At 47.1% G+C, this 22,374-nt stretch carries 17 protein-coding genes; 15 read left to right on the top strand and 2 right to left on the bottom strand.

What is annotated here, in order from left to right:
* Positions 1-43: 43 nt before the first annotated feature.
* The gene (locus A8806_RS10755) at positions 44-2,074 is read right to left on the bottom strand and encodes a histidine kinase (protein WP_109731205.1); all 2,031 of its coding nucleotides are present in this window, start codon (positions 2,072-2,074) and stop codon (positions 44-46) included.
* Positions 2,071-3,639 (bottom strand): response regulator transcription factor, encoded by a 1,569-nt coding sequence (locus tag A8806_RS10750; protein ID WP_109731204.1) that lies wholly within the window; start codon positions 3,637-3,639, stop codon positions 2,071-2,073. The genes A8806_RS10755 and A8806_RS10750 overlap by 4 nt, the downstream gene beginning before the upstream one ends.
* Before the next feature lie 229 nt (positions 3,640-3,868).
* On the opposite strand from A8806_RS10750, the gene A8806_RS10745 reads away from it, so the two are divergent.
* The 15 genes from A8806_RS10745 (at position 3,869) to A8806_RS10675 (ending at position 22,373) form a co-directional block, all read left to right on the top strand.
* Positions 3,869-5,359, top strand: a complete 1,491-nt coding sequence (locus A8806_RS10745) for a sugar ABC transporter ATP-binding protein (protein WP_109731203.1) — start codon at positions 3,869-3,871, stop codon at positions 5,357-5,359.
* A gap of 17 nt (positions 5,360-5,376) precedes the next feature.
* Complete coding sequence (locus tag A8806_RS10740) at positions 5,377-6,369, top strand: ABC transporter permease (RefSeq protein WP_109731399.1); 993 nt, start codon at positions 5,377-5,379, stop codon at positions 6,367-6,369.
* Positions 6,370-6,371: 2 nt separating this feature from the next.
* Entirely contained in the window at positions 6,372-7,382 is a 1,011-nt protein-coding gene (locus A8806_RS10735; protein WP_109731202.1) for an ABC transporter permease, read from the top strand.
* A gap of 80 nt (positions 7,383-7,462) precedes the next feature.
* Positions 7,463-8,545 (top strand): rhamnose ABC transporter substrate-binding protein, encoded by a 1,083-nt coding sequence (locus A8806_RS10730; protein ID WP_109731201.1) that lies wholly within the window; start codon positions 7,463-7,465, stop codon positions 8,543-8,545.
* A 164-nt stretch (positions 8,546-8,709) separates the two neighbouring features.
* The gene (gene rhaM / locus A8806_RS10725) at positions 8,710-9,024 is read left to right on the top strand and encodes an L-rhamnose mutarotase (RefSeq protein ID WP_109731398.1); all 315 of its coding nucleotides are present in this window, start codon (positions 8,710-8,712) and stop codon (positions 9,022-9,024) included.
* 246 nt (positions 9,025-9,270) lie between these two features.
* On the top strand, positions 9,271-10,119 hold the full coding sequence (locus A8806_RS10720) for a class II fructose-bisphosphate aldolase (protein ID WP_109731200.1): 849 nt from the start codon (positions 9,271-9,273) through the stop codon (positions 10,117-10,119).
* 2 nt (positions 10,120-10,121) lie between these two features.
* Positions 10,122-11,117 (top strand): LacI family DNA-binding transcriptional regulator, encoded by a 996-nt coding sequence (locus A8806_RS10715; RefSeq protein WP_109731199.1) that lies wholly within the window; start codon positions 10,122-10,124, stop codon positions 11,115-11,117.
* 21 nt (positions 11,118-11,138) lie between these two features.
* Positions 11,139-12,659 (top strand): xylulokinase, encoded by a 1,521-nt coding sequence (gene xylB, locus A8806_RS10710; protein ID WP_109731198.1) that lies wholly within the window; start codon positions 11,139-11,141, stop codon positions 12,657-12,659.
* A 1-nt stretch (position 12,660) separates the two neighbouring features.
* The gene (locus tag A8806_RS10705; RefSeq protein WP_109731197.1) at positions 12,661-13,710 is read left to right on the top strand and encodes a galactitol-1-phosphate 5-dehydrogenase; all 1,050 of its coding nucleotides are present in this window, start codon (positions 12,661-12,663) and stop codon (positions 13,708-13,710) included.
* A gap of 11 nt (positions 13,711-13,721) precedes the next feature.
* Positions 13,722-14,654, top strand: a complete 933-nt coding sequence (gene pfkB, locus A8806_RS10700) for a 1-phosphofructokinase (RefSeq protein WP_109731196.1) — start codon at positions 13,722-13,724, stop codon at positions 14,652-14,654.
* A 21-nt stretch (positions 14,655-14,675) separates the two neighbouring features.
* Positions 14,676-15,686 carry an aldo/keto reductase gene (locus tag A8806_RS10695; RefSeq protein WP_109731195.1) on the top strand — a complete coding sequence of 337 codons (1,011 nt, stop codon included), beginning with the start codon at positions 14,676-14,678 and terminating at the stop codon, positions 15,684-15,686.
* Positions 15,687-15,850: 164 nt separating this feature from the next.
* Complete coding sequence (locus A8806_RS10690) at positions 15,851-16,693, top strand: MurR/RpiR family transcriptional regulator (protein ID WP_109731194.1); 843 nt, start codon at positions 15,851-15,853, stop codon at positions 16,691-16,693.
* Between the two features lie 105 nt (positions 16,694-16,798).
* Positions 16,799-19,102, top strand: coding sequence for a glycoside hydrolase family 95 protein (locus A8806_RS10685; protein WP_109731193.1), 2,304 nt, complete (start codon positions 16,799-16,801; stop codon positions 19,100-19,102).
* 20 nt (positions 19,103-19,122) lie between these two features.
* The gene (locus A8806_RS10680; RefSeq protein ID WP_109731192.1) at positions 19,123-20,556 is read left to right on the top strand and encodes a PTS transporter subunit EIIC; all 1,434 of its coding nucleotides are present in this window, start codon (positions 19,123-19,125) and stop codon (positions 20,554-20,556) included.
* Between the two features lie 212 nt (positions 20,557-20,768).
* The gene (locus tag A8806_RS10675; RefSeq protein WP_181368661.1) at positions 20,769-22,373 is read left to right on the top strand and encodes a helix-turn-helix domain-containing protein; all 1,605 of its coding nucleotides are present in this window, start codon (positions 20,769-20,771) and stop codon (positions 22,371-22,373) included.
* Position 22,374 lies beyond the last annotated feature (1 nt).

Below are 22,374 nucleotides of genomic sequence, written 5' to 3'. Positions count from 1 at the left end.
CCTGTTATACGTTAAGCTTCCTGCGGCAGTTTTTCAGAATATATTACAGCACCTGCCTGCGGTATTCCTCAGGCGAGCACCCGAACCGTTCTCTGAATTCCGTAAAAAACAGCTGCGGATTGTCATACCCGCATTCTTTTGCAATCTCATAAATATTGATTTCCGGCCTCGTGAGCAGCGTCAGTGCCTGGATAAAGTGGCTTTCCTTCAGGGGGTCTTCGGCTGTACCGTCCGGCGAAGCATCGATCAGTCCATCTTCGGGATAGCGCGCCGGGATGCGGATCTCGACATCAGTGCCTGCACCGTAGGTGCTGGAGTACTTCAGGCCATATTCCGGCCCGTACATTAACTGTAGGCGACGGTGCGTGTTATATACGGCGATGTTGGAGCCCTTGCCGCCGGATGAACCGTTTCCTGTTAAAATATTCTCCAGCTTTTCTTCCGGCATGCCAATTCCGTCGTCGGATATCAGAATTACGATATCATCCTCATCAAGCCACCCTGTCAGAACGATGGTCCCCTGTTTCGACTCTTTTTCCAGTATCCCGTGGAGAATACAGTTTTCTATAACAGGCTGGAAGGTCAGTTTTGGTATGGAATAATCCAGAAGATTATCCGGTATATCGATCAGGAGGTCAATCGTATCATGAAAACGCATATTTTGTAGTTGTACATAGATAGATACATGTTCAATCTCATCGTTTATTGTGCTCAGGCTCTTTTTGCGGCTCAGTGTCAGCTTATAGAAACGTGACAGCTTTTGTATTGCAGATGTGACATCAGCGGACCGCCCCTGTTGAGAGAGCCAGTTGATCATATCCATTGTGTTGTACAGGAAGTGTGGATTGATCTGTGACTGCAGGGAGTGGAATTCTGCGATACGGAGATCCTCCGCCGCTTTTGCCTGATCCTCCATCAGCTGGTTGATGACCCGTGTCATGTAATTATAGGTAGATATCAGGTCCCCGATCTCATCATGCGTGTCCGCGGCAGGCAGGGCCACAGGCGGTCCGATCCGGGCTTTAGACATCTGGTTGATTACGACAGAAAGCCGGTTAGTGATGGAATGGGAGAGCAGCGTCGCAATCAGGAAAGCAATTAGGATACATGCCACATAAACAAGGATAAAGCCTGCCATTATATTGATACTTTTCTTCATCATGGGCTGGGACGGCATGGCGACAACCATGTACCAGTCCGTATTCCGTATACTATAGAAACCGGCGTATACGTCTTCATCCAGAACACGTTTCAGGATAAAGTTGTTAGAGGACATAAAGTGTTCCTGTACCTCATCGTAACTGAAGTGATAAGTCCCGGAGAGCGCCTGATCCGAGGTGGCAACGAGGCTGTCTCTCCCGTTGATGATATATGCCACATTGCTGCTGGAAGAAAGATTATCCTTAAGCATTGTATCGAAGTGCTTCTGTGAAAAATAAATGGCAAGATAACAGGGGGTCCTTTCACCCTCATAAATAATCGTTGATTTTGCAATGTATGCCATGTCCCCGTTATGCTTGATCTCGTAAGAGCCAAGATAGAAGGAAGGGCAGAACAGTGCATGGAGCGAGGGACTTCCGTTGAAGATCCCGTACCAGTACGTCCCCCATGCCTGATTAATGGGGAGGACTGTTTTACAGACCGGGTAGTTTGAGAAAACGGGATCTGTCCTTGGTATATCGATATATAATTTCACATCAGTAATCAGGTCCAGGTCGATAGTCTCATCGAGTGTATCCAGGAAGGCATCGGCTGCATCCGAGGAGGCAAGTTCATTCAGGCTCTCCGTACGGTGCGCGCTTACGACCTGATGGTAAAAATCTTCATTTTTAATCTTATCCAGTGCATTCAGAATCTCTGTGACACTCTCTTCAATCATAGGGGCAGTCTGCGTGGCGGCATCCTGCTCTGTGCGGATTGTATCGGCTATGATCATATCATACAGTTTTGTGTAAAAAAATATTGCCAGTACAATCATAGGGATGGTAGCGATCACAAGGTGTGTAATCGTAAACTTGGTCTGGAGCTTCAGACTTTTATATATGCTGCTCATTTTCCGGGCGATTAATCTCATCCTAACATCTTCTCTCTGTATTTTGACGGGGTAAGCCCCGTAAATTTCTTGAAACTCTTGCTGAAATAATTCCCATTGCTGTAGCCTACTTTCGAGGAAATATCCGTGATCTGGTAACGGGCGTCAGCGAGGAGCTGCATGGCCTTCTCCATCCGGTACTCTGTCAGGTACTGGTTCAGCGTTTGTCCGGTCTGGCTCTTGAAATAGGTACAGACATAGGAAGCGGAAAGAAATACATGGTCGCTGATTTCCTTGATAGAGAGCGCATCGTTGGCATAATTCTTGCTAATATAGTCCTTAATCATGAAGATCGTGGAATCCTCCGGTACATAGGAATGAATATTCTGGAAAAATAATTCTGTCTTAGAGACAAGCATCTGGTGGAGTTCCTGATACGTGAAGCATTTTTCCAAATGTTCTATAATGCTTTCCTCGGTATTGCCGTCCGCTAAATCATAGTTGAGCTTCAACACCTGACGGCTGTCATTGATACATATAAACAACTTATAATAAATATCCTTTACCTGGTTGGGCAGAAAAATCCGGTTCTCAAAATAGCACTCATAGAGGCTGTTAAGCAGCTGTGTGCAGGTATCCTGATCCTTATTCAGCAGCGCCTCCTTAAAAGATGGAACGGCACTTTCCGTCAATTCGAAGGCCGACGGGGCCGGTGCAGATTTTTCCATGCTGTCGGATGATAAGAGTGTGCCCGGACAGAAGAAAAAACTGCTTTGGAGCATAACAACCGCATTGGTGTAGGAATGGTATGTCTTACTGATTCCTGTGACTGTATCCCCGCGGCCGATGAAAAAGTCTCCTAATTGTGAGAACTGGTCCTTCAGGTAACTCTCCACAGCCGACAATGCAACAGGGGACGGCAGATTGTTCCCCATTATATGGAAAACGTGGTAAACAGCATGAATCTGGATGTAGAATACCTGAAGATGGTAATGGGTCAGATAATCTGTAAAATCACTGCGTATGTCATGGAGCAGGGTGCTGTCGGGATCATTTGTCTTTAACTTTACGATGTATGTAGTGAAGCTGCTCCCGGGCATCAGCCTGAGGGAAAGTTCATCGGCAAGGTCTGTGATCTCTTCCTCATTTTCTTTATAGGGCTTCGTCAGAAGCAGTGCGAGCTGGGAAGCCTTTTCCAGAGAATACAGGTTTTCACTCTGACGTGTGCGGAGGTTCTTCTCATGCCTCTGGGCCGCTTCGAGTACAGCCTCTTTGATCTCCAGAGGATTTAGAGGCTTTTCAACATAATTAACAGCCTTCAGCTTAATAGCGGCTTTTAAATATTCCTTATCAGAGTAACCGCTCATGAAGATCACGCTTGTATCGGGCAGAATTGATTCGAGACGTTCTACCATCTGAATGCCGTCCATGCGCGGCATACGCACATCGCTCAGTATGATGTCCGGTTTCTGCAGGCGGGCAATTGCCAGGGCGTTGATGCCGTCATCCGCCTGGAAAATCTGTTCGACCCCAAGGGATTCCCAGTCAAGGGAAGCGATCAGGCCTTCCCGCGTCAGTTCCTCATCATCGACGATCAGTAGCTTCATTATACAAAGTCCTCCTTTGTGAAATGGGTATGATACCGTATGTTTTCATTCTAACAAACTAATCCGTCAAAATCCACATAAAAAAACCTGAGACAGGAAGACAAAAATAAATTACCCACAATCGAAAAATTTTGCTGTTTTAGAAAAATTTTACAGATGATACACTTATTTCAACAAGGAAACATCAATGTTAGTAAGCTTGGTTTGATGAGCGAAGGAGGGAAACACGGTGTCTGAATACGTTTTGGAATTAAAAGGTATTACGAAGATTTTTCCTGGTGTAAAAGCATTGGACAATGTGCATTTCCAGCTTAAAAAAGGGGAAGTCCATGCACTGATGGGCGAAAACGGAGCTGGTAAGTCCACATTTATCAAAGTAATAACCGGTGTACATAAAGCAGAAGAAGGCGAGATGTTCCTGGACGGCAAGAAGGTAGACTTCAAGGGTCCAAGGGATGCACAGGCGGCAGGGATTGCCGCGGTTTACCAGCATCCGACATCTTATCCGGACCTGACGGTGGCCGAGAATATCTTTATGGGCCATGAGATCATTAAGAAAGGTATCATTCAGTGGAAACGCATGAACGAGGAGGCGGCAAACCTTCTGAAACAGCTGAATGCGGATTTTAAGCCGACGGATGAAATGGGAGCCTTAAGCGTGGCACAGCAGCAGATGGTTGAGATTGCGAAGGCACTCTCCACACATGCGAGAATCATCATTCTGGATGAACCTACTGCGGCGCTGACAAAGAATGAGTCAGAGGAGCTTTATAGAATTGTTGATAAGCTGAAAGAAGACGGTGTATCTGTTATTTTCATTTCACACCGTTTCGAGGATATGTACAGGCTGGCAAGTACAGTTACGGTATTTAGGGATTCACAATATATCGGTACATACGATGTAAACGGAATCACGAATGCAGACCTGATCAAGGCAATGGTTGGCCGTGAGATCAAGGACCTGTTCCCGAAACCGGAGGTCCAGATCGGGCCGGAAGTGCTGAGGGTGGAAGGACTTACAAGACTTGGTTATTTCAAGAACGTATCCTTCAATGTCCATGCAGGCGAGATTGTGGGACTGACAGGACTGGTAGGTGCGGGACGTACCGAAGTCGTGGAAAGTGTCTGTGGGATTACAAGGCCGGATGATGGAAAAGTCTTTCTGGAAGGAAAGGAAACACATATCAAACAGCCGTCAGATGCCATGAAAAAGGGAATTATCCTTCTCCCTGAGGACCGCCAGAAGGAAGGTCTGATCATGACATGGGGACTGGGAAGAAACGTAATGCTTCCGACGATGGGCAAGCATGCAAAACATGGATTTAATGACGAGAAGAAAGAACGCGAGATAGCAAAGAAACTTCTGGAAGATGTAGATACAAAGGCGGTTACGATCTTTGATCCTGCAACCTCCCTTTCAGGCGGTAACCAGCAGAAGGTAGTCGTAGCCAAGGCACTCGGCCAGGAAATGAAGGTTGTCATCATGGATGAACCTACGAAGGGTGTCGATGTCGGCGCAAAGGCTGAGATCTATCAGATCATGGGAGATCTGGCGAAGCAGGGATATGCGATTATACTGATATCCTCCGAGATGCCGGAAATCCTGGGAATGAGTGACAGAATCGTAGTGATGTGCGGCGGAAAAGTAACTGGTGAACTGAACCGTAATGAAGCAACTCAGGAAGGAATTCTTGAGCTTGCGATGGAAAAATCAAAATAGAGGAGGGAATGGGAAAGATGAAAGACAATAAATCTATCTGGAAAAAAATTACCGGCTCCCGTGAAGCAAGTCTGCTGATTGTTTTGATTATCCTCTGCGTGGTCATTTCATTCAGGAGTCCTTCATTCATGACATTAAAGTCGATTACAGATATGCTTAAAAATAATGCAGTCATCATGATTATGACACTTGGAATGCTCGGTGTACTGCTGCTCGGCGGAATTGACATTTCAATTGCTTCAACACTTGCTTTCTCAGGAATGACGGTCGGAATGCTTTTGAAATATAACATCGTGGAAAATGCATTCCTGCTCTTCCTGATTGCGATCGGGCTCGGAGCACTGTGCGGACTGGTTGTGGGGCTTGTTATAGCAAAAGGAAAAGTACTGCCGATCATCGCAACGATGGGATTTATGTACATATACCGGGGGCTCGCCTACCTGATTGGGAACAGCCAGTGGGCAAGTGCCGAGAATCTGGGAGAATTCAAGAATTTTGCCCTCGGCAAGGTTCTGGGAATAAACAATGTAGTATTGATTATGCTGCTGTGTTATGTTATCTTCTTCATTGTCATGAAATGGACAAAAATAGGAAGAAAAGTATATGCAGTAGGAAGTAACCGTGAGGCGGCTGCCATTTCAGGTATCAATACTTCCAATGTGGAACTGATGGTCTATACAGTAATGGGAACACTTGCAGGTCTCTGCGGTGCGCTGGCAGTAGCAGTTTATTCCTCCGCACAGCCAAATATGCTGTATGGAAAAGAGATGGATGTAATCGCTGCCTGCGTAATCGGCGGCGTCAGCATGACAGGCGGGCGCGGAAGCGTTGTAGGGGCATTCTTAGGTTCCCTGATCCTGGCAATTATCGCAAAAGCGCTTCCTCTTGTAGGAATTGACTCTATTGCCCAGAATACTGTAAAAGGTGTAATCATCTTAGTCGTTGTTATCCTGAACGTCGTTACACAGCGAGTAATGGATAAAAACAATCTGAAGGGAAGGGAGATGTAATTATGGCTGGAAAATCCGGAAGAACAATATCCAATGTGCCTGAGAAATCATGGAAGAAAACAGTCTTAAGCTGGGAAGGCATGCTGGTCCTGTTAATTATCCTGATCAACATTTTTTGCGCAAGCATTTCCCCGAGTTACCAGCTTGCCAATGTACTAAGAGAGATGCCGAAGTATCTGACCGAAGTATTCCTGATGCTTCCGATGGCATATATCCTGATCCTCGGTGAGATTGATATTTCCGTAGGTGCAACCGTCTGCCTTTCTGCGACGATGACCTGCATGGTCTGCAACAAAGATATGCCGTTTATCGTGGTTGTCCTGACAGCGCTGCTGGTAGGAACAATATGCGGGTTCATTAACGGCATGATCCTGACAAGATTTACTGAACTGCCTCCAATGATCGTTACACTGGGAACCCAGATTGTATTCAGGGGAATCGCAGAGATCGCCCTCGGCAGCGGCGGATCTATTTCCTTAAGCAACACAGACGGGTTCCGCATGATCGCCGGAAAAGCGGGTATGATTCCATACATCCTTTTCGTAGTCCTGATATTTGCGGTTATATTTACACTTGTCTTAAGCAAGACGACATTTGGAAGAAGTGTATACGCGATCGGTTCAAACAGACTGGCTGCTTATTATTCAGGAATTCATGTACAGAACATAAGGCTGATCATCTATACGGCAATGGGATTCATGGCCGGGCTTGCAGCACTGTTTTTGACATCTGTTCTCTACGGTGCAAATACGACGACCGGAAACGGATTCGAGCTTGATGCGATTGCGATGGCAGTATTCGGCGGTATCTCAACGGCCGGAGGAAAAGGAAAGTTACAGGGCGGCATTATATCAGCATTCATCATCATCTGCCTTAGAATCGGTCTCGGACAGATCAACATGAATCCACAGCTGATCCTGATTATATTAGGTGCCCTGCTCATTCTGGCAGTATTACTGCCGAATATCGGCGGAGAAGTAAAGCTGAAGAAAAAAACGGTTTCAGCAAAATAACTATAATACAACTTTATTATGATACCAGGCACCGGGAAGCGTGCTTTGTATAAAACAATATTCCAAGGGAGGAAGTAAGCATGAAGAAAAAAGTTTTAAGCGTACTGTTATGTGTAGCTATGGTGGGAACTCTGGCCGTTGGCTGTGGTTCAAAGGATGAGGGCTCAGACAGCAAGGCAGATGCAAAGACGGAGGATACCCAGAAAGATGACGCTGGCGATTCCGGAAAGAAGACTTATGCTATCGTAACAAAGGCAGCAGGAAATCCTTACAATGAGAAAGAAGCAGAAGGATTCCAGGAAGTAATCGAAGCTGAAGGCGGAGAATGCATCGTGAAGCATCCGGAAGCTGCAACAGCTGATGCACAGGTATCTGTTATTCAGTCACTGATCTCTCAGGGTGTTGACTCTATCGCAATTGCAGCAAATGATGAGAATGCTCTTCAGGCAGCACTGGAAGAAGCTATGGATGCAGGCATCAAAGTATCCTGCCTCGACTCAAAAGCAAACGCTGACAGCCGTCAGACATTTGTAAACCAGGCTGGTGTTACTGAAATCGGCCAGGCTCTGATGGATGCAGTTCTTGACATCACAGGCGGAGAAGGACAGTGGGCAATTCTTTCAGCTACATCACAGGCAGCAAACCAGAATGCATGGATCGATTCTATGAAAGAGATCATGAAAGACGACAAATATTCCAAACTGGAACTCGTAGAAGTTGCTTACGGTGATGACGAACCACAGAAATCTACAGACCAGACACAGGCTCTGTTATCCAAATACCCAGACCTGAAAGTGATCTGTGCTCCTACAACAGTTGGTATTAACGCAGCAGCAAAAGTTCTTCAGGATGAGAAATCTTCTGTAAAACTGACAGGTCTTGGATTACCTTCAGAGATGGCAGAATATATCGGCGACGATGATGCACATTCATGCCCGTATATGTACCTGTGGAATCCGATCGATGTTGGACGCCTTGGCGCTTACACATCAATCGCATTAGTTGACGGAACAATCACAGGCGCAGCAGGAGACCAGTTTACAGCAGGAGACATGGGAGACTATGAAGTAGTAGAAGCTGACGACGGCGGAACAGAAGTTATTCTTGGCGCACCATTCAAATTCGATCCAGACAACATTGGAGAATGGAAAGACGTATACTAAAATTTACTCCTCATAAATAATAATTAATATGGCGGGCCGTTAAAGGTCCGCCATATTAATTATTCAACACAGACCAGTCTGTAAACTGGACAAAAGCGGGCGATGATGATATGTTTAAATCAGAAAAAATTATAGGGGGCCGCGGCCGAAAGGAGAAAATGATCATGGTAAGAAAAAGCTTTAAAATGAAATTATATCCGGGGATGGAGAAGGAATATGAGAAGCGTCACAATGCACTCTGGCCGGAGATGAAGGAGATGATCCATGAGTACGGCGGATCTAATTATTCCATTTTCCTGGATACGGAAACGGATATACTCTATGGCTACATCGAACTGGAGGATGCAGAAAAGTGGGACAAGAGTGCGGATACAGAAATCTGCCGCAAGTGGTGGGATTACATGGCAGATATCATGGAAACGAATCCAGACAACAGTCCGGTCTCTGTAGACCTGATGCCTGTTTTCCATCTGGATTAACATACCGGGGATGAAGAAAAAAGCAGCCGGCAGAGCATAACAGAAGCTCTGTCAGCTGCTTTATTATTTCATAGGGTGCGCCAGGTATTTCTATACGGATTGCACAAAAAAACAGAAGAAGAAATAGAACATATTACTAAAAATGAAATTCCCTTCAACTAACAATTGACTTTTCCGGAGAGCAGAGTTATTATAAAATCATAAAAACCGAAACGTTTCGGTTTGACAAAAAGGAGGATATTACATATGCCATTAGTTACATCAGAACAAATGTTATTGGACGCACAAAAGGGCGGTTATGCAGTAGGCGCTTTTAATGTGGAGAACATGGAGATGGTGAAGGCCGTGATCGCAGCAGCAGAAGAACTGCGCGCACCTGTTATGCTTCAGACAACTCCGTCTACGGTGAAGTATGGTACACTTGAGACTTATTTCGGAATCGTTGCAGCAGAAGCTGAGAAAGCTACTGTCCCGGTATGTCTTCATCTTGACCACGGCAGCAGTTTTGAACTGGCTGTACAGGCAATCAAGGCGGGATATACATCTGTCATGATCGATGGTTCACATGAAAGCTTCGAAGATAACATTGCAGTGAGCAGGAAGGTTGTGGATGTAGCTAAGGCATGTGGGATACCGGTAGAGGCAGAACTTGGCAAGGTCGGGGGCAAGGAGGATGACCTCGAGGCAGAGGCAGACACCAACACAGATCCGGCAGAGGCAAAGGAATTTGTAGAGCGCACAGGGGTTTCCTCTCTTGCAATCGCGATCGGCACGGCTCATGGATTCTATGCGGGAACACCGGTCCTTGATAAAGAGAGAGTATCCGAAATCAAAAAAGTTGTTTCCGTCCCACTCGTACTCCACGGTGCATCAGGTTTAAGTGATGAGGATGTCAGGGAATGTGTACAGCGCGGTATGTGCAAGGTGAATTTTGCTACAGAACTTCGCGTTGCATACACAGACGCAGGCAAGAAGCTTCTGGAAGAGAAGCCGGACACCTTCGATCCTAAGAAGTTTGGCACTGTAGGGATGGAAGCTGTAAAGAAACTGGTGATGGAACGCATGAAAGTGTGTGGATGCGACCACAAGGCATAGGTATGGCAGCTACAATCAAAGATATAGCAAAGAAGACGGGACTCGGACTCGCAACAATCTCTTCTTATTTAAACGGGGGAAATGTCAGAGAAAAGAACCGCATCAAAATAGAGGAAGCCATAGAGGAACTTCACTTCGAGGTAAATGAGGTTGCCAGGGGGCTCAAGACGAACAAGACAAAGATCATCGGAATTATCATTCCGGAGCTAAACAACATTTTCTGTGCAGAGATCATCACAGAAGTAGAAGACCAGCTCAGAAGCCAGGGATATGCGACGATGATCTGCGACTGCCGTACAGATGAGAGACGCGAGGAAGAGGCGGTAGAATTCCTGCTCCACAGAAGAGTGGACGGACTGATTATCATGCCCTCCGGGCGTCAGGGGAAATATCTGAACCGTTTTACGAAAGCCGGTAAGCCGGTGGTCGTGATCGACAGAAAACTGGACGGAGTCGACTGTGACAGTGTACTGGTTGACAATGAAGGGGCGGCGCGTGACGCGGTCGGGAGGCTTTTGAAAGCCGGACACAGGAAGATCGGTATGATTGCCGGCCCGAAGGATATCTACACAGCACAGGAGAGGTACAGAGGCTACTGCCTTGCATTGAAAGAAGCAGGGATAGAGCCGGAGGCGAGGTTTGCGGCGTGGGGGGATTACACCATCGAAGGCGGCGCGTCGGCAATGAAAGAACTGGTCACTAGAAACTCGGACATGACGGCAATCTTTGTATCGAACTACGAAATGACGATGGGGGCCATCATTGAGATCAATGAATTGGGAATCCGCATACCGGATGAGCTGTCTTTCATCGGGTTCGATAACGTGGAATTTGCAAAGGCAAGTATCCCGAAACTGAGTATTGTGACGCAGCCTACGGAAGAGATCGCCCGGCATGTGGCGGCGCTGATGCTTAAGAGACTGGAAGAATCTGGGGATACTGACGGGCATCAGGCTGTGAAGCTGAAAACAAGCTTTGTGGAAGGAAAATCGGTATAATAGCCGCGTGGGAGGTTAGTAATGAAACAATATTTATTAGGAATTGATATAGGGACGAGTGCATGTAAGATCGCCGTTTTTAACAGGGAAGGGCATGTGATCGCATCTGCAAATGGCGATTATCCGGTGTATTACCCCAAACCAGGCTGGGCAGAGCAGAATCCCGAGGAATGGTGGCAGGCAGTATGCTCTGCTGTCAGGGAAGTACTGGAAAAGGGTCAGATTTCAGCAGGGGAGATTGCTGGTATAGGAATCGACGGACAGAGCTGGTCGGCGATTGCGGTTGACAAAGACGGCAATGTGCTGACGAACACACCGATCTGGATGGATACAAGGGCCGCAGATATCTGTGAGGAGCTGAATGAAACAATCGGTTCAGAAGAGATATTCGGGCTTTCCGGGAATTCACTCCAGCCATCCTACACGACGGCAAAGATTATCTGGTACAAGAGGAACCTGCCTGAGGTGTATCAGAATACATATAAGATACTCCAGTCAAACAGCTACATTGCCTATAAGCTGACCGGAGAGATGACACAGGACATGTCCCAGGGATACGGACTTCACTGCTTTAACATGCATACCGGAACATGGGATGAAGAGATGTGCAAAAAGCTTGGAATCCCAAGAGAACTTCTTCCGGAAATCCATCCCTGCCATGAGGTGATCGGCACCGTGACCGGAAAGGCAGCAGAGGAAAGCGGGCTCGCGGAAGGGACACCAGTCGTTGCAGGAGGACTTGATGCGGCATGCGGTACGCTCGGAGCAGGCGTGATCCATCCGGGTGAGACGCAGGAGCAGGGCGGTCAGGCAGGTGGGATGAGCATCTGCACAGACAAGTACATAGCGGATGAAAGGCTGATACTCGGCTACCATGTCGTTCCCGGACAATGGCTCCTTCAGGGGGGCACGACCGGAGGCGGCGGTGTCATGAGGTGGCTGGAGCAGCAGTTTGGTGATTACGAAAGAGAAGAAGGGAAGAGACAGGGAAAAAGCTCTCTGACCTTATTTAACGAGATGGCCGAAAAAGTAGCCCCGGGCAGTGACGGCGTAGTATTCCTTCCTTATATGTCCGGCGAGCGATCACCTATATGGGACCCGGATGCAAAAGGCGTCTTTTACGGACTTGATTTCAGCAAGACGAAGGCACACTTTATCCGGTCTGCGATGGAAGGCGTTGCATACGCACTGAAACACAACCTGGATGTGGCAAAAGAAGCCGGGGCAGAAGTGAGTGTACTGCGGGCAATGGGCGGTTCGGCCAACTCACTTCTATGGACACAGATCAAATCCGATATTACCGGGAAACCGATTATCGTACCGTCATCCGATACGGCAACGACGCTAGGGGCAGTAATACTGGCCGGTGTAGGCGTCGGGATGTATGAAAGCTTTGAGGAGGCGGTTGCGCTGACAGTGGAAGAAAAGCGTAAGCATGAGCCAAATCAAGAGAATACCGGGACTTACGGGGAGAATTATCAGATTTATCTGGAACTTTATCATAATTTAAAAGAGACAATGAAAAAAACAGGAGGCAGGTAAGATGAAAGCAGCAGTTGTATGTGCAAACGAGGATGTGCAGTATCTCGAGTATGAGGAGCCGCAGGCAGGACCGGGAGAAGTGAAAGTAAAAGTAAAAGCTTCCGGAATCTGCGGTTCCGATATCCCGAGAGTTCTCCACAATGGAGTACATTTCTATCCCATCGTTCTGGGACATGAGTTTTCAGGCGATGTGGTTGCCGTAGGAGAAGGCGTGACAAAGGTTAAGGTCGGAGACAGAGTATCCGGAGCGCCGCTTCTTCCCTGTATGAAATGTGATGACTGCCAGAACGGGAACTTTTCCCTCTGCAAACATTACAGCTTCATCGGCTCCAGACAGCAGGGAAGTAATGCAGATTACGTCGTGCTCCCGGAGCAGAATGCGGTCGTATTTGACAAGAGTGTTTCCTATGAGCAGGGTGCCATGTTTGAGCCATCCACAGTCGCGCTGCACGGCCTTCTCCAGAATGACTATCAGGGCGGACAGTATGTGGCGATTCTGGGCGGCGGAACCATTGGGATGTTCACCATGCAGTGGGCGAAAATCTTTGGCTCCAAAAAAGTCGTCGTATTCGATATCAGTGATGAAAGACTGGAACTCGCGAAACGCCTTGGCGCAGACGAAGTGATCAATACGACAAAAGAAAATTATATGGAAGAGGCAATGGCGGTTACCGGCGGAAAGGGCTATGCTTATGTATATGAGACGGCGGGACAGGCGCCTACGATGTACATGGCATTTGAGCTGGCTGCAAATAAAGCCCATGTATGCTTCATCGGCACCCCTCATGTAGACCTTACGTTCACACCGGCAATGTGGGAAAACATGAACCGTAAAGAATTCAAACTGACCGGGTCATGGATGTCATACAGCGCACCTTTCCCAGGAAAAGAATGGGAACTGACGGCACATTATTTTGCAACAGGACAGCTGAAATTCGATCCGGGCTTCATCTTTAAGAAAATGCCGATGAGTCAGGCACAGGAAGCGTTCCAGATGTTCAAGACGCCGGGGCTTGTAAAAGGGAAAGTCCTGCTCATGAATGAAGATTAGGAGGTTCGGGCATGATACTGACAGTAACCTTAAATGCAGCGATTGACAAACGCTATGTGGTTGAGGAATTTAGGATAGGTGAAGTCAACCGTGTAAAGGAATGTGCCTATACACCCGGCGGAAAGGGCCTGAATGTGTCGAAACCGGCAGCAATAGCGGGAGCCGAAGTAGTGGCGACCGGATTTGTCGGAGGGCATGCAGGTAATTATATAGAAGATTCTCTGAAACCGTTCCATGTAACAAGTGCATTCTATCATCTGGAGGCAGAGAGCCGTTCCTGTATCAATATATGGGACGAGGCAAACAAGGTACAGACTGAATTTCTGGAGCCGGGATTCACGGTGACAGAAGAGGATTTTCAGGGATTCATGGAAACATTTAAAGAGCTTGTACAGAAGGCCGATGTTGTATCCATGTCCGGGAGTGTCCCGAAAGGCCTGGACGGCACAGCATACCAGAGGCTTGTAAAAATCGTGAAGGATGCGGGGAAAAAGGTGATTCTGGATACGAGCGGGAAACTGCTTGAGATGGGGATCGAAGCCTGCCCGACCATGATTAAGCCGAATATCGATGAGATTCGTATGCTGACGGGGAAATCCTGTGACAACATGATGGAAATGATAGAGGCGGCAAAAGAAATCCACAGGCGGGGAGTAGAGATTGTTGCAGTTTCCCTCGGAGGAGACGGCTCCTTCGTCGTATGTGACGAGGGGATCTATCAGGCAAAAGTGCCGAAGATTGATGCGGTCAATACCGTGGGCTGCGGAGACTCCATGATTGCAGGCTTTGCCCTTGGCCTGAGTGAAGGTATGGGGATTGAAGGCATCTTACGCAAGGCAAGCGCGATATCGGCGGCAGCGGCGTTAAGAGAGGAAACCGGATTTTTCGTAAAGGAAGATATGGAAAGAATCTTCCCTGAAGTTGTGATAACAAAATTAACATAAAAGAAAAAAGGAGATATGATTATGGGAACATGTATTAACCCGGCAGATGTGCCAAAAGTAAAGTTTTACACAGGAGAGGAAGTACCATGCGTAGGTATGGGAACATTCGGATCAGACAGATTCACGGCAGAGCAGGTATCAGCTGCAGTGGCAGGCGCAATCCGCTGTGGATACCGTATGTTTGACTGTGCGGCATGCTATGGAAACGAGGACCAGATCGGGGAAGTTTTCAAAGCTGCATTTGATGAAGGCGTTGTAGAACGCAAGGACCTCTATATCATGACAAAAGTATGGAATGATATGCACGACAGAGTGGAAGAATCCTGCAGAAAGAGCATTGCAGATTTACAGTGTGAATACATCGACCTGTTCTTCATTCACTGGCCTTTCCCGAACTATCATGCACCGGGATGTGATGTAGATTCCCGCAACCCGGATTCCAAACCATTTAGTGTAGAGGAATTCATGAGTACATACAGACAGTGCGAAGAACTGGTAGAAAAAGGCCTGATCCGCCACATCGGTATTTCCAACATGACAATTCCGAAACTGGAAGCTGTTCTGCCGGAAATGAAGATCATGCCTGTAGCATGTGAGTTGGAACTTCATGTATGTTTCCAGCAGCAGGAATTATTCGATTATCTCGTGGCACACAATATCCAGCCAATCGGATTCATGCCGCTTGGATCACCTCAGAGACCGGAAAGAGATATGTGTCCGGAAGATGTTGCTGACCTGCAGACACCAGAGATGAAAGAGATTGCACAGGCACACGGAGTGCACCCGGCAACAATCGCCCTGAAATGGGCACACCAGAGAGGCCAGATCCCGATTCCGTTCTCAGTTCATGAAGCAGAGTATGTGAGCAACTTAAAATGCATGACAGAAGATCCTCTGACAGACGAGGAAATGGCTAAGATCGCGACACTGGAGAGAAACAACAGACTTGTTAAGGGTCAGGTATTCCTCTGGGAAGGCGCGAAAGACTGGCATGACTTGTGGGATGAAGACGGAGTAATTGTAACTTTATAAGTCTGAATATAAATAAAAGCCAGCACGGCACTCATTACCGTGCTGGCTTTTATTTTTGATTTCTGTTGCTTCTGATATCCAATTGTAATATGATAGAAAAATATAGAGAATATCAATATAATACTATGGTTATACAGGAGGCTGAGGGAAGGAAGGTTTGGACCATGTATATTTTATACCAGCGGCTGGCTACTCTGATTAACGGAGAAGATGCGGATACCACAGAATACCATATTGCCAGTGTGATGATGGAGAATATGGACCATATTGTTGAAAATTCGATCGGGGAGATTGCGAAGCTGTGCAATGTTTCGAAATCCACGATCTCAAAGTTTGTCAGGGGCCTTGGCTTTGAAGACTATACGGATTTTAAGTGGGCCGCTATGGGCGAGAAGAAAAAGGAGATATATACAAAGGACGGAAGTACGATTAATATTACGGATTTTATCTGCCAGAACGGAGTGAATACCTATATGGATGTTCTGGCGAGGGATATCCGGCATTTGTTTGAAGGGGCCGATTTCCGCAAGATTGATGCCCTTGTCAGGGATATCCATGAGTATAAGAAGGTTGCTGCTTTCGGAGAAGTCTATTCGGAGACAGCGGCTTTAAACTTCCAGTATAAGATGTCGCTATACAGAAAGTTTGTCTATACGACCATTGACGATATGAAACAGACCCGGTATATTGAAAATGCAGAAGAAGATACAGTTCTTGTTATTTTCTCGAATTCCGGCAGATATATCAATGTATACTCCAGACTGGAGGGCTGCCCGAAGAAGACCTGCTTCGATAAAACAAAGGCAAAGGTAGTACTTGTTACATCCAACGAGAAGATGCGGGATGATCCGCGGGTGGATGACTGCCTGATTCTGGATTATTCTGACAAGGTACAGAACCACCCCATTCTTTACCAGCTCCTTATAGAGCAGATTGCATTGAGATACCAGCAGATCTATGGTTTCCCGCAGGAAAATACAACAGAAGAAACAGAAATAAAAAGATGATACAAGAGAGAAATTACTGAAGGAGTTTCCAATATGCGAACTTTTCAGGAGTTTCTTTTTTTGTTGCTATAATACCAATATAAAAAGGAGAGAGGAGAGGTGAGGATGAGTAAATTGTGGTTTCAAAAGGAAGCTGAAAACTGGAATGAGGCGCTTCCGGTCGGAAATGGATTTCTGGGCGCCATGTTTTTCGGCGGGACTGCATCTGAACGGATACAGGTGAATGAAGATTCTGTCTGGTCCGGTGGATTTATGGACAGGGTAAATCCGGATGCAGGGGCGAATCTGGATAAGGTCAGAAGACTTTTGGATGACGGGAATGTCAGAGAAGCCGAAAAACTTGCGGCCAGAAGCATGTATGGAACATATCCGCATATGCGCCATTATCAGACGCTCGGTGATGTCTGGATTGATTTTGCGGACATGCAGGACGGGCATCAGCTGGAATATACGAAAGACCATTTTCCGGTTGTTAAGATACAGGAGAAGGAAGTCTCGGACTATGAAAGATATCTGGACCTGGAAACGGCCACGGGAGGTATGTCCTACCGGACGGAAGGCGGGACACACGTAAGGGAGTATTTTGCATCTTATCCGGCAGAGGTGATTGTCTGCAGAATCAAAGCGGACGGGAAGAACCTGCTGAATTTCGAGGTGTCTGCGACAAGGAAGGACAACCGGAGCGGCCGGGGCGCTTCTTACTGTGACGGTGTCTGTGCACTGGATGACCGGACGATCTGTCTTCATGGCTGGCAGGGAAACCGGGACGGAATCGGGTTTGAAATGGCTGTTCGGGTAGAAGCATCGGGCGGAACCCGGTATAGTATGGGCAGCCGTATAATCGTAGAAGGTGCGGCAGAGGCTGTACTTTATATTACCGGCAGGACGACATACCGTAGCGGCGATCCCCATAAGTGGTGCATAGAGGCTCTCGCGCGTGCATGTACGCGGGGCGTCAGAGAACTGAAAGCGGAACATGTCTGTGATTACCAGAAATATTTTAATGCAGGCAGACTGTACCTGAAATCAGACGACGGGGGGAAACAATATACAGTACCGGAGCGTCTGGCAAGGATGAGGGAAGGCAGTTCGGATATCGGACTTATCAATATTTACTATGATTATGCTAGATACCTGCTGATTAGTTCGAGCCGGGAACACAGCCTCCCGTCAAATCTTCAGGGAATCTGGAATGAAGAATTCGAACCCGCATGGGGGTCAAAGTATACGATTAATATTAACATAGAAATGAATTACTGGCTGGCGGAAAAAACAGGCCTTTCCGCCCTCCACCTTCCGCTGATTGAGCATTTAAAGAAGATGCATGGACACGGGAAGGACGTTGCCACACGAATGTATAAAGCGAGGGGCTTTTGCTGCCATCACAATACAGATATATGGGGGGACTGTGCACCGCAGGACAACCATACAACCTCGACGATCTGGCCGATGGGCGGGGCATGGCTCTGCCTGCACCTGATCGAACATTACCAGTATACAAAGGACGAAGCATTTATTCAGGAGTATTTTAATATTTTGAGAGACAGTGTTTTGTTCTTTATGGATTATATGGTTCAGGATGCAGAAGGTTTTTGGATCACCGGACCTTCCAGTTCTCCGGAAAATATCTATCTGAATGATAAAGGAGAATTCGGCTGCCTGTGTATGGGGCCGACGATGGATATTGAGATACTGCGGGAACTGTTCAGTGGTTTTCTGGAAATCTCAGCCGGCCTTGGAGTGAAAGACGAACTGTATGCAGATGTCGAAAAGCATCTGAATGGACTGCCGCCTTTAAAAATCGGGAAACATGGCCAGATTCAGGAGTGGCGCAGTGATTATGAGGAAATAGACAGGGGGCACCGGCACATTTCCCAGTTGTTCGCCCTTTACCCGGGCAGCCAGATCAGGATAGGCGGTGCGCCCGAACTTCTGGAAGCGGCAGAGCGGACGCTGGAGAGACGACTTGAATCAGGAGGCGGACACACAGGCTGGAGCAAGGCATGGATTATTTTATTTTATGCACGGCTGGGAAAAGGAAAAAAGGCATGGCAGAACCTGAAGGAACTGCTAAGCCATGCGACTCTTGATAATCTGCTGGATAACCATCCCCCGTTCCAGATAGATGGTAACTTTGGCGGGGCTGCAGGTATTATGGAAATGCTTGTACAGGATTTCCGGGAAGAGGTATATCTCCTGGGGGCCCTGCCGGAAGAACTGGAAGAGGGAAGGGTAACCGGGGTTCATTTGAAGTGTGGCTGTGTGATAGATTTCACATGGGCCGGCGGGCATGTTGTGGAGGTTAAACTTCACGGGCTGCGTGACGGAAGTGTACAGATGATGGATGAGAACAGGAAATCTGTGAAGATAAGTTTTAAAAAGAATGAGGATAAAATCATAAAATTCTAATGAAAGGGTGGATAAATAGAATGAAATATGAAGCAATGATCAGAGAGATCATCACCAAAATAGGCGGAAGAGAGAATATTATCAGTGCATACCACTGTGCGACAAGACTGCGCTTTAAACTGAAAGAGGAGTCAAAGGCTGATGAGGCAGGAATCAAGGAGATCGAAGGTGTTCTCTCTGTAATCAAAAGCGGAGGTCAGTTTCAGGTGGTCATCGGGCAGCATGTTGGTGACGTGTATAAAGAGATGACGGCAATGTACAGTCTGGACGGAGAAAATACAGAACTCAAAGATGCAAAAGAGTTTAAAGAAGAGATGAAGGATAAAAAAGTAAGCAGCCGTCTTCTGGACACGATCTCCGGCGTATTTACCCCAGTGCTGGGAATGCTTATGGCAACCGGTGTGATTAAAGGAATTCTGGCGCTACTGACGGCAACGGGTCTTCTGTCAGCCGGGGATGGTACTTACCAGATTCTGAATATAGTGGCAGACAGCTTCTTTAACTTCCTGCCATTATTCCTCGGGTATACGGCAATGAAGAAGTTTGGCGGGACCCCGTTTATTGGCATGGCAATCGGTGCTTCACTTGTATATCCCTCCATCGCTGTGATTATGGCAGGGGAACCGTTATTCACCGCATTTAGCGGAACGATATTCGAGTCACCGGTATATGTGACATTTCTCGGAATCCCCGTGATTCTGATGAATTATGCAAGCTCTGTTATTCCTGTTATTATCATCTGCTATTTTGCGGCAAAAGTGGAGAAGTTCCTTGCAAAGAGGATCGGGGACCTGCTTCGTTCCTTCCTTGTCCCGGCACTGACACTTATAATCAGCGTGATTCTGGGACTGCTTATCATCGGACCGGTTGTAAGCTTTATCAGCAGTCTGCTGGGAGCGGGCATGTCGGCGCTGTTTAATTTAAATGCGACCATCGCAGGATTTTTGTATGGTGCGCTGATTCAGGTATGCGTCATGTTCGGGGTACACTGGGGATTTGTTGCCATTTCAATCAACAATCTGGCTACGCTTGGTTTTGATCCGATTACCATTGCAGGGCTCGCATCTGCATTCGGGCAGGCAGGGGTCGTATTAGTCATTCTTCTGAAGACAAGAAATAAGAAACTGAAGTCCATATGTGGGCCTGCGCTGATTTCTTCCATGTTTGGAATCACGGAACCGTGTGTATACGGTGTGACCCTGCAGTATAAGAAATCCTTTTTACTGGCCTGTATCGCATCCGGATTCGGTGGTGCGATTATCGGTGCAGCAGGGGTAAAACAGTATATTTACGGAGTGAACGGCGTGTTTGGCTGGCTCCAGACCATTAATCCGGCGGTAGGATTTGATTCCACGACGGTTGCGGCGATCATGGCCTGCGTGGTAAGCTTTGTTGCGGCAATCGTATTGATGCTTATTTTCGGCAAAAATGTGATTCAGGAAACTAATAAATAAAACACTATGTGCAGTCTTTCTCAATCTGGAGGGAGGCTGTACTTTTTTGCAGATGTTTATATGGAATCTCATGCCTGAAATACAGGGCCGGAAACCTCAAGGCTGACCTCAAGGCTGACCTCAAGGTTGAAAAAAATCTTCCACAATCTCTTTGGGTGATGTATACTATTCTTAGTATGTCGTTTAATTTGTTTACACGGGAGGAAACAGCAGTGTACAAGGTATTACTGGTAGATGATGAAATTCTGGTGCGTGAAGCGATCAGTGCCAAAATAGAATGGAATAAGCTTGGATTTGAACTGGCGAAGGATTGTGAGAACGGAAAAGATGCAATAGAGTTTATGAAGGAGAATCCGGTGGATGTAGTGCTCACGGATATCTGTATGCCATACATAGACGGAATGGGGTTAAGTAAGTTTGTATATGAGAACTTTCCCCAGACAACCATTATTATTTTCAGTGGTTACAGTGATTTTGAATATGCGAAAATGGCAATCCAGTACAAGGTGGCCGAGTATATTCTGAAGCCCGTTACTGCGAAGGAACTCTCCGAGGTTCTTGTCAGGATTAAGGAGAAACTGGACAGTGAGCGCCAGCAGGAACAGAAGATGGATGAACTAACGAAAGTTTACCACAGCTATACAAAGAACGAATCCCTGATTATTTCCAGAACACTGTCACGCCTTGTAAAAGGGACACAGGAAGTAGAGACGAGCCTGAAGGAGCTGGAGGAATTCGGGATCTCGGTGGAGGGGGATTCCTACCGGGTGGCGGCGGTGGATATTGATGTTTATTCAGACCTGTATGAGGTCGATGACGAGTTGAAGAAGGAGAGTGCACTGATGTCGTTTGTGGTGGAGAATATCTCCAGTGAGATTGTCGGGAACCACAAGGCCGGTCTGGCATACAGGGATTCGGATAACCGGGTCTGCCTTCTTTTCCATACAAACAAACCAAAGGAGTTTGCAGCCGAGGCTGTGAAGATATGCAGCGAGATTAAAGAGACCGTATACGATACGATGAAACTGAGCATTTCGATGGGAATCGGGAAGTATGTGAATTCTCTGGATGAGCTTTATAAGTCATACGATTCGGCGGCCGAGATGCTGAAATACCGCTATACAAAAGGCGGCGGGGTGATCTTCGACTGTGAGAAGGAGGTCATGGCCGGCAATCCGATGGAGCTGGAGCAGGATTTTAAAGATATTGCCTCAGCACTGCGCAGTAAGGACGAAAAAACACTGACAGATACGATCAATCATATTGAAAGCTGGATGAAAACAGGTTATGTACGCAGAAATAAGTGCGTGGCATATCTTCACCAGGTCCTGCGCATTATTTATGAGACAGTGTTGGAGACGGAGGAGAATTTCCAACTGGACGATTCTGAGATTTCGAATATTACGGACGCCCGCAGTATTGAAAAGGCGGTCGGCCTGATACGTGATTATGCCGCAAGGGGGCTGGAAGCCGCCCTGGCAGCAGGACAGTCCAGTGGGGAACGCCAGGCAGTCATGGCGATAGATTACCTGAAGGAAAATTACAGCAATCCGGATCTGAGCCTGAACCATATCTGTGAGTATTTGAACATCAGCACAAGCCGTTTCAGCAGTATTTTTAAGGAAACAACGGGCAAGACGTTTACGGAGGTACTGACAAATATACGCATGGAGCGGGCAAAGCAGCTTCTCCGCCAGACAAGCCTGAAGAACTATGAGATTGCAGAAAAGGTGGGGTTCAGTGACCCTCACTATTTCAGCATCGCATTTAAGAAAATGACCGGGAAGACTCCGAAAGAGTATGCCAGGGAGAATTAGA

The organism is Faecalicatena orotica (assembly GCF_003149245.1).
GTDB classification, from domain to species: Bacteria; Bacillota; Clostridia; order Lachnospirales; family Lachnospiraceae; genus Faecalicatena_A; species Faecalicatena_A orotica.
This window is presented reverse-complemented; position numbering and strand designations above follow the sequence as displayed.